Annotated in this window: 5 protein-coding genes; 1 reads left to right on the top strand and 4 read right to left on the bottom strand. The window is 48.1% G+C overall.

Annotated features, from left to right (window positions below):
* From HRU21_10495 to HRU21_10510, 4 genes are all read right to left on the bottom strand, one after another.
* Positions 1 to 3,506, bottom strand: a 3,506-nt coding sequence (locus HRU21_10495; GenBank protein NRA42718.1) for a leukotoxin LktA family filamentous adhesin, incomplete at its 3' end; no start/stop codon positions are given.
* A 74-nt stretch (positions 3,507 to 3,580) separates the two neighbouring features.
* Positions 3,581 to 4,291, bottom strand: coding sequence for a SapC family protein (locus HRU21_10500; GenBank protein ID NRA42719.1), 711 nt, complete (start codon positions 4,289 to 4,291; stop codon positions 3,581 to 3,583).
* 653 nt (positions 4,292 to 4,944) lie between these two features.
* The gene (locus HRU21_10505; GenBank protein ID NRA42720.1) at positions 4,945 to 5,991 is read right to left on the bottom strand and encodes a hypothetical protein; all 1,047 of its coding nucleotides are present in this window, start codon (positions 5,989 to 5,991) and stop codon (positions 4,945 to 4,947) included.
* A gap of 10 nt (positions 5,992 to 6,001) precedes the next feature.
* Entirely contained in the window at positions 6,002 to 6,931 is a 930-nt protein-coding gene (locus HRU21_10510; GenBank protein ID NRA42721.1) for a sterol desaturase family protein, read from the bottom strand.
* Between the two features lie 96 nt (positions 6,932 to 7,027).
* Here HRU21_10510 and HRU21_10515 point away from each other — a divergent pair, with 96 nt between their 5' ends.
* Positions 7,028 to 7,678: a TetR/AcrR family transcriptional regulator gene (locus HRU21_10515; protein ID NRA42722.1), complete on the top strand. Its 651-nt coding sequence runs from the start codon at positions 7,028 to 7,030 to the stop codon at positions 7,676 to 7,678.
* Positions 7,679 to 7,968 lie beyond the last annotated feature (290 nt).

The following is a 7,968-nucleotide window of genomic DNA, read 5'->3' on the forward strand; positions in this document are numbered from 1 at the left end:
ATATAGGCCTTGGTATCAGCGTCAGCAGCATTCACTGCAATCGCAACACCAATTGCATCTTGGTCGGTCCAGTTAAACGCGCCCGCCGCTGACCAGTTAAATGTTGCATAATCTGCCTTAACCGACACCCCGCTGGTAATAAAATCACCCGCCAGATTTTGGTTAATTGCCATGGCGTTAATCTCTGCAAGATTAGAGATCGACGCATAGGTTTTGGCCGAGGTATTAATAATGCCCATGATGCCGTTAAAGCCATCACCCGAACTAACGCCCGAACTTGGTGTAATCAGAAAATGCCGCTCATCGGTATCGGCAGTCACACCAACATCGCCGTCAAGCTTCGCTGCGCCCACACCTGCAACGGTATCAACATTCATCTCGATATAGCTTAATGAGGCACCAATCGATTTACCTTGTTTATTTGTGCCAACACCCGCTTTAATTAATAAGGCACCCGCATTACCGGCAATATGAATAGACTCGCTGATATTCTGCGCTTTTACGTCAATCGCATGATCAAAGGCAAAATTCACATCTTCATCAACAAACACCTCATCTTCACCCAAAAAGCCAGCGATTCTACTGCTGTTTTCAATGGTGTATTCGAGGCTCCAGGGCTCAAAACCGCTGCTAGTGATATTTGCGCCGTCGTCTATCCACGCTTCAGCACCGCGATCATTCACAATCACATTGGCAGACACGCCGTAAACTCTTTCTTCAGCTTCAGCACCCGCATTGGCATAGCTGGTTAAGAGATTTTTTTGCAGCCCGCCAATCCCATTTATCTTATTAATCACATCGAAGGCGCCATCCCATTCTTCAGGGCTATAGCGCTCAGAAATAGGCATATATGACTTAGCATGCACCGCAACATTATTGGCATCAATTCGCACCCCTTCGCCTACCAAAGCTACGGTGTCAGAATTCTCATAGGCAATATTTAATGCCATCGCCAAGGCACTCTGGGTCTGCGTGGTTTGATCACTTTGCTCGGGCGGCGATAATACGGCGGCCTCAGAAGCGGTGCGGTATTCTTCTAATGACTGCAGCGCGGCCACAGACACATTACCGTCTGCAGTAACAACTGGAGCTGCTCGTTGATCGCTATCACCGGCCAATACCGCACTGGCATTATGTTCTGATAAATTGACCGCCAGAGATAAACCGCGTTTCCACTTAACTACGCCGTTTTCGCGCTCTAAGCCGGCTTGTCGCTCAATATCTGACTGCGCATTGCCGCTCACGAGACTATAAAGGGTATTTAAACCCGACTGCGCCTTATCGATACCCTTGACCGCTGAGGAACCCAGGGTTCGAAACAGTGCATTACTGCCAACGGTAGCTGCACTCAAGACTTGTTGCTGCTGCACCACATCTAGAGCCAGAATATTCACTTGCCCAGCATCGTCGCCATCTGCAGTTTGAATAATATCAGCGCCAACTGTGGTGATAGCCTCAGTATTAAAATCGCCCAGCGCTACAGCCAAGCCATTTTCATCATTTTTTAACCCATAAGTAGAGGCTGAGGCATAAAAGCCGCTAGAGTTTTCCGCAACTACATTGACATTTTTCCCCACCAGCGAGGCGCCAGATGCAACACTGGTGTTAGCCGAAACATCAGCCTCAGCAACAGCAACCGCGACTGAATTTTTATTAGTGTCGCTATCAATAACTAAAAATGAAAACGCATTATTATACACTTCATTATGCGACGTCAGCGTCAGCTCGCCGCCCGACTCGATGGTCGCACCCGCTTGCACATCGGTTAGCGATGTCGCTTCGGTATTCGCAAACATTGTGGCAAAGGCGGCTTTTTTATTTCCATTTAAGGAAACAGCTTTCGAATCGGCAATCGACACCGTTGATGATGCGATATTGATATCACCATCGGCCTGAATATTGGCCGTTCCACCCACGCTTAAACTGGCGTTGGCCTGCGCATCAACATAATGAAAGGCTACGCCGAGAAAGGCTGAAACAGTGGTTATTAAGCTACCTACCCCATCTTCAAAAAAAGTCGACTGCGCATCAGCATGCGCATGAATATCGACGTCACTTGCCGATATACTGCCATCAACCTGAATCGATGCATTCGCATTAGCGATTTGCAGCACACCGACCTGATCCTCAGATACAGCCGATAACTGCACCAAGCCGTCTACTGAGTCCAGCAACGCGGTCTGCTCGATATGAATATCCGGTGCATCAATGAGAATACCGCTAGCATTGTCAGCATCGGCGTTAGTCGTGGTGATGCTGCCGGCTATGTTTACCACATCAGCATCAATATCCACCTGGGCCGCCGTAATCGACGAGCCCTCAAGCTGATTTAGCGTGACAGGGATATCATCCCCTTCAGCAACAATATTTAGCTCACCAGCAACTGTAAGCTGACCTACAATTTCTCGTTGCGACAGATCGACCTCGGCATTGCTCAAATCATCGACCGCCGCCGCAATAACCACATTATCATCCGATATAATGCTTAGATTGCCCTGCTCTAGCTCGATCGTGTTGGCATAGAGATTTGCATCCAGTAAAACATCGTCAACTGAAATACTGATCGCGCCATGCTCAGCCGCCGAGCTAGTCGCAGATTTGCGCGCATCCACAACAGCGCCAGCCAAAAAACCGGCTTGTTGAGCGTCGATATCAATTTTCTCATCAGCTAATAGCGCACCCGAAACAATGACATCGCCACTCGCCTGAATGAAAATTTCGCCACCCGCAGACACTAACTCCGTGGGCTGATTTAAATCGCCTACATTTACCGCCGCATCTAAGGCCACATCACCCACAACAATGGCGCCGCTAATGCCATCTGGGTTTTCGGCTGAGTCGCCCTCGGTCTCGATGAGCACCTCATCTGCAATAATTTCAACCTTATCTTTGGCGTATACCCGTCCTTTTATCGATACCAGGCCAGCGTTTGAAATCGCAAAATTAGGGTTGGCCGCGGTTAAATCATCCAATTGACCGGCTTTTATATTGCCCTGATTATTCCAAAGATCATCGACCAGCGATTGATCAGGCGTGCGCACGCTTAAACTACCCACATTCACCACGCCAGATGCACCAACGATAAAGCCGTTAGAGCTGACAAACATAACGTCACCGCCCAAGGCGTTATTATTGTAAGCGTTCATCACCCCATGAATTTCAGCGGCGGCATTGCCCTTCATGATGTTGACAACACGATCCTGCGGATTATTAGCCTGCTCGTTGAACTTCAGATTAACCGTGTGATTTTTGCCGACGGTAAACTCATTAAACACGTTGACGGCATTGCGATTAACGGTGACGTTTGAGCGGACATCATGGGTATTACCGTTGCTGGTCACGGTGGTGAACGAGGCTTCGGCATCAATATTATGCGCAGGTGCCGCCAATACTAAAGACGACATGAATGAACCCGTACCCAGCAGCGAGCCCTTGACGCCACGCTTCATCAACTGAATATGGCGTGCTGTCTCAATCGCTAACGGTGTTTTGTGGAAAATACCCATAATCTCATCACATTATAAAGACAATAAAAGCAGCTGAGCTGCTTTATAAACTTATCTAAAATGCGGCCAAGGCCTTACTGGGCCTCACCGCTTTGCTGGTATTTTAATAAGCGCTTTAAGGCACCTAATGAATGCATATGGGCATATGACCAAGCCAGCCAGCCTTTGCGAAACCAATCATCCAGCTGATCCTTATCTAACTGCGTCAGTTTTTCCTCATCCAAGGCAAACAAACCCTGCAAGCGCAGTGGGTCAGTGTCTGGCTGATTCACTTGTATATTAAAGGGCTTAAACATGTCTAAGGCCTTGGCCGCCTGACAGAACGCCAAGGTGTGCTTATGCTGCTGATCAAACTGATTTAAAAACCCGATCGCATTATCCAATACTTTCGAATTATCGCCCTGCTCATCAAATAGCGCATCACCCTGCTGCTCAGAAAAATGCGCCGCCGCTTGATCAAAACACACTGTGCCTTCATCGGTGAGGGCAAACGGGTAACGGCGAATAAAGGCCGGAATATAGGTATCGCCCCACTCACCCTGCTCACTCAGCTTGTGCTGATCATTAAGCAGTGACAACAAGGCCAAGGGGAAAAAATCGCCGTTATCATCCTGACTGAACAACACCGGCATATCACGGCTGGCCTCAAAGAACTCGATACCGGTCAGCGGCACAGAGTTAATCGACTCGGCAAAGGAAAAGTCATTTTGTGCGGTAAATAATAAAGTTTTATGTGCATCACGGTTGAGGGCAACCGGGTCTTTATAGAACATCAAGGTAGTCATAGTAGCATCCAGCCATATTTTATAGCGCGATTTTAACAAAAATAGCGCTCAAATTATAATCAAAAGCCATCTATTAAGCCGCTTAATACGTAGTGATTTGCCCATTATTACCCTGTGGTAATGAACCACACCACAGTTTTGACAGCACAACAGCTATCAGAACAACCTAAGCCAGCCAATTCGGCACTGTTTTTTTCGCCGTCCAGCACAGTATTAGCACTTTCGCCCTGCAGGCAGCGAAAGCTGATGGGGCCAACCGAGTGATCTTTCGCTTGCTACTCTAATAAGCAGCAAATAAGCAACAAACCTTGCTCGGCCCTCCAAACAGCCATGCTCACAGTATAAGCAGCTAGGCTTCATAGATCGATTTTGCACGGCCCACTCAAATGCAGCCAAGGCCCGTTCATTGCAAAACAGCCCATTCAGCAAGATGTCGCTCAGCTTTTGACTCAGCAAGCACAAGGCAGGCATAGGCAAGCGATGCCAGGTTTTGGTTATGAGAGGCGTATACCGGGTGACGGATGCCAGGTGATAAGAGACCGGAAACAAGAGACCGGTGACACGAAAAAGCGCGCAAAACACAGCCCGCACATAACAGCTGCAGCTAATGCATAACCGCAGCCGCGCCCGCTAAACTATCGCGAGCAAGGCAATCAAGGCGATGTTTTTGTCGATGAAAGCGGGTGAGACAGCAAGATGATTGCAGCACTGAGTACGGTTGCGATAATCACAGCCACCAAATTGCCAGCATCTAGCGCATTACCCGCCAGCTGCACAACACCCTCAGCATTGGCGTTAAAGATGGCCTCATAGGCATAGACATTAAAAAACACATGGCCGACTAAATACATAAACGGGAAAACCATCAGCAGGCTATCGCGCGCGGTCGCAGGCTTACGCCAGCTGACCAAGAACAGCCAAGCAGCAGCCGAAAACGTTAGCACATGCACCATTACCGCAGCCGTTAAGCTCTGCGCCCAAGGCAGCGCATCATAGGGCGGCATACCCTGTCCAAACAGGTTATAGGGAATAAAAATCAGGCTGCCCAACAAAATGGTTAAGGTAGGCTGCAGTACAATCGCCAGCAGCTGCTTAGCCTTTTGCCCATTCAGGCCATGCACCCAGCGATTGACAAAGCTGAAGGCAATCGTGAAAGTAAAGAACCAGTGATAACTGGTTAGCGGCACAGAACTGACATACGGGAAGGTACTGGGGTCATCGGCTGCCCAAATCCACCAGCCAAGAATCGGCCCAGTATTATCAAAAATCAGATACATTAAACCGGCAAAGAAGCCGGTAATAATCGCCTCTTTCAGCGGCGTAAAATCATAACGCCTGATCGTCATAATCGCGTGGTACATAAATGACGGATAAAACAAGGCGATATACAGCGGTAAGCGGTTATACAAGAACATCACGGTAAACTCACCGTGCCAAAAATTCTCTACCGTGTAATAGGAAATAATATCCATCATCAAACCATAGAGAAAACAATTCAATAAGGTTAGCCGCGCTGTATTGCCGCCCGCAGCCTTATCATGTTTAAACGCATGCACCATCGACAGCACAATGCCGGCCAATAAAATAAACTCTATCCAAAAATGGGTGGGGGTGAGCAAGCTTGACGGCGCATTAAAATAAATCAGCGCATTGGTGGCCGCCTCATTATTCATGGCATAAGCCACATGTGGTTCAGACATAACTATTTCCTTATACGATCACTTCGTTATCATTATCGTTGTTAACCGTGTTATCAGGGTTTGCCTGCGCATAAAACGGTGACTCGGCCGTGCTTATATTCGTTTTCTGGTAACGCTTAACCGGCTGACTATAATCCACCCAGTTACCAATAGGCTCGCCTACCATTTTATTGGCTTTCACCTTGCCATTACCCTTGCCACCAAAGGTATCTTCGGTGTAATGGTGGCCATCACGGCGCATCGTGTCGTGAATCTTATCAAAAATTGGGGTTAAGAACCCATAGTTCACATGAAAGTATTTATGATGATCATCATGGAATTGATTAGAGCCATGGAACGGTAAATTACGCTTTAACTGAATGCCAGAATGGTCCCAAAAGCCATAATAAAAGGTCACCATCACCACAAATAAATACAGGCTCCAGTGCATTGGCCAGAGAAACGCGGGCAAGACAATATAGGCAGAATGCGCAATCCATTCCAAAGGATGCATCGCCGAAATTGAAAAATAGGTGGGTGCGGAATAATAGTGATGAATCTTATGGATATGCTTATAAATAAATGGGCTATGGCCCCAGGCATGCAAATAATAGGCAGCTGCCTCAATAAAGATAAAGGAGATCACCACCGATAAAAACGCCCAATCTAGGGGATAGTCGCTAAAGCTCCAGTAAATCTGCCCCCAGCCATGCTCCATCACCCCCCAAGCCAACAAACCATAAGTGCCGGCGGCAAGATTGAGATTGAAGGTACCTAATAGCGCGGCATGACGCGCTAAACGATCAGATAAAAACCGGTTCGGCTGCATCTTCCAGCTGGCGTTATCGGCACGCTTGAGGTGATAAAAGTAATAATGAATCGCCCCACCAATACCCAAAAAGAAAAAATTACCGCCGGCTAAACCGATTAAAATATACTGCCACCAGTCGAGACCAAACATAGAAACACCTGTACTTATTATTTAATTTACTAGCGTGTAAATTATTCCCGTAAATTAATTAACATGCAAGTAAATTAATTCGATATACTGATCAGCATGAGCCAAAGCAGCACCACAACTGCCCGTCGCGCCTCCAAAGCTGGCCGACCCAAAGGCAGTAATAAACAAGCCACCCTCGCGAAAATTCTACCCGCCGCGCGGCGCATTTTTGCTGAAAAAGGCTATGCGCAAACCACCTTCAAGGCCGTTGGCCAGGCGGTTGGGGTGAGCCATGCGGCCATTTACAGCTATTTCGACAGTAAACTTGCGCTCTATCTCGCCACGCTTGTCGACACGCAGCAGCTACTGCTGCCGCACTACGCGCAAAGCTTTGAACAAGGGCAAAGCCTCAAGCAACGGCTTACCCTAGTGTTTGCCGCGATTGCCGAAGAGCACGACAAAGACCCCAGCATTACCGGCTTTTTAGCTGCAGTACCGATCGAGATGCGCCGTCACAGCGAGCTAGACGCGCTGCTCAATGGCGCCGACGACCCGATCTTTGCGGCGATGACGCAGCTGTTTCAAACCGCTATCGACAGTGGCGAAATTCGCGCCGGGGCAAGCGCACCGCATTTGGTCAACGCGCTGCTGGGCGGCGGCGTGGGTGTGGCACTGTTTAGTTATGGCTTGGCCATGCCAAACCTCAGTGAATCCATGGCGCTGTTTATCGACCTGATTAATGGCCAGCTGTTTGAGCCCGCTGTTTAAGCTCGCTGTTTGGGCCTTCTATTTAACTCTCTGGTGTTAAGCCGCTTTGTTAGCACGCTGTTTTAGCAGGCTTTTTTAGCAAACTACTTAAGTAGAGGTGGGCCACCTCAAACCGCCATAACAGCGCAATAGTTAACCATAAAGACAGCTATTTAGCGGATTTTCACGTTTTTTCAACAATGTTAGCTGCAATATTAAAAATGAATTGAACCAAAACCAGCAGCCATTTAAACTCCGCAATCCTCGTTTATCTGATGCACTGCAAAGCCTTCAGGCCTGCAGCGCGATTG

This window comes from Pseudomonadales bacterium (assembly GCA_013215025.1).
In the GTDB taxonomy this organism is placed as follows: domain Bacteria; phylum Pseudomonadota; class Gammaproteobacteria; order Pseudomonadales; family DT-91; genus DT-91.